This is a genomic window from Alteromonas sp. 1_MG-2023 (assembly GCF_030547075.1).
GTDB lineage: Bacteria > Pseudomonadota > Gammaproteobacteria > Enterobacterales > Alteromonadaceae > Alteromonas.
In genome coordinates, this window is sequence record NZ_JAUOQH010000038.1 from 1 (window position 1) to 2148 (window position 2148).

The following is a 2148-nucleotide window of genomic DNA, read 5'->3' on the forward strand; positions in this document are numbered from 1 at the left end:
AGTACTAAATTTTTGTCACTGGTAATTTCAAAGATTACCGGCCTAACTTAACTCAAAAGCTACGCTTTTGAGATTTTCTGTAAGGTGAAGCAAGCTCTGCGAGCTGAGCGACGTAATCCTTACAAAAAAATTTTGCCCGAAGGTTAAACCTTCAGCCTAAACCACAATATAAACTTGCAGTTAGATTTGGTGGAGCCAGGCGGGATCGAACCGCCGACCTCCTGCATGCCATGCAGGCGCTCTCCCAGCTGAGCTATGGCCCCGTTGTGTCGTAGTCACTATTGTGTGACTGTTCCGTGACAGCGGGGCGCATTCTAGGCATCCACCCCATTTATGTCAACGGTTTTTTTATGAATTTTCTCTGTTTGCTATAAAAGTAAGCGCATTGTCGATTCTCTCGCCAACTTTCTCTTTTGAAAGCAAATTAAGGGTTACATCTAAAGACGGAGAATTGCCACTTCCGGTGGTAGCAACACGCAGTGGCATCCCTACTTTACCCATTCCCACTTCTAACTCTTCAGCTGTGCTATTGATAGCAGCCTGAATATTTTCCGGCTCCCACGCTTCAATAGCCATCAACTTCTCTTTTACCAGCTCTAGCGGCCCACGTGCTACTGGGCGTAAATGCTTTTTAGCAGCGTTGGCATCAAAGTCTTCATAATCTTGATAGAAGTAAGTAGAGATTTCAGCGAGCTCTTTCAACGTTTTTACTCGGTCAGCTTGAATGGCAATAACAGATTCAAGGGCTGGCCCAGTCGTTAGGTCTACTTCTAACCCATCAAAGTGCCATTTTAAGTGTGCAGCAACTTCACTGGCTGGCAAGCTTTTGATGTAATGCTGATTCAACCAAATCAATTTTTCAGTATTAAATGCAGAAGCCGACTGACCAATCGCGTCTAAACTGAATAACTCAATCATTTCATCAAGGGTAAAAATCTCTTGGTCACCATGCGACCACCCTAGCCTTACTAAATAATTCAGTAGCGCTTGAGGCAAGAAGCCATCATCACGATATTGCATAACACTAACTGCACCATGACGTTTTGATAACTTTTTACCGTCATCACCTAAGATCATAGATACATGAGCATATTCCGGCACAGGCGCGCCTAATGCTTGTAGAATGTTAATTTGACGGGGCGTGTTATTAATATGGTCTTCACCACGAACAACATGAGTGATGCCCATATCCCAATCGTCTACTACAACGCAAAAGTTGTAAGTTGGTGTACCGTCGGTGCGCTGAATGATTAAATCATCCAATTCACTGTTGTTAATTTCGATTTTACCGCGTACGTGATCAGTAATAACAACCGTGCCTTCTAATGGCGTTTTAAATCGAATAACAAAAGGTTCGCCTTCTGGGTGATCGGTACGATCACGCCATGTACCAGGGTAACGAGGTTTTTCGCCACGTTCTTTCTGGGCTTCACGAATAGCATCCAACTCTTCAGCGCTCATAAAGCACTTATATGCTTTACCTTCATCTAATAGTTGTTGGATAAGGTCTTTATATCTGTCGAAACGATCAGTTTGATAGATAGGGCCAGTGTCCCAAGTCAAACCTAGCCACTGCATGCCATCTAAAATGGCTTGCTTAGCTTCTTCAGTGGAACGTTCAATATCTGTATCTTCAATACGAAGTACAAATTCGCCGCCATTGTTTTTGGCAAGTAGCCAAGAATATAAAGCGGTGCGTGCGCCACCAACGTGAAGGTAGCCAGTAGGGCTTGGTGCAAATCGTGTTACAACCGACATGATAAAAACTCTCTATCTTTATTAGATTGTGAAATTGCGCGCATTCTACCAGTCTCCGCTTCACGACAAAAGCAGCACGATGCATTTGCTTAGCATATTAGCTACCAATAGAAACTTACATTTATGCTTTAATGGCGTCTTGGTTATTAGCATGGCCTCATTTAAAGCTTACAATTCCATCAATTCAGATAAAAAGCGGCCAAAATGTTCACTTTTCAGGCACACAGTCATTTTTCTTTCATTTTATTATTGACAGTATGAGAACCGACTCTATAATACCGCCCCACTTGCTTAGGCAAGATAGTAAACAAGACGGACGCTTAGCTCAGTTGGGAGAGCATCGCCCTTACAAGGCGAGGGTCACTGGTTCAAGCCCAGTAGCGTCCACCA

The 2148-nt window shown here is 43.4% G+C and carries 1 protein-coding gene and 2 tRNA genes; 1 reads left to right on the forward strand and 2 read right to left on the reverse strand.

Annotation, left to right across the window (positions count from 1 at the left end; all coding sequences use genetic code 11):
* Positions 1-187: 187 nt before the first annotated feature.
* A tRNA-Ala gene (locus tag Q4561_RS19690) sits at positions 188-263 on the reverse strand.
* Between the two features lie 85 nt (positions 264-348).
* Entirely contained in the window at positions 349-1758 is a 1410-nt protein-coding gene (gene gltX / locus Q4561_RS19695; RefSeq protein WP_303462960.1) for a glutamate--tRNA ligase, read from the reverse strand.
* Between the two features lie 314 nt (positions 1759-2072).
* On the opposite strand from gltX, the gene Q4561_RS19700 reads away from it, so the two are divergent.
* Positions 2073-2148, forward strand: a tRNA-Val gene (locus Q4561_RS19700).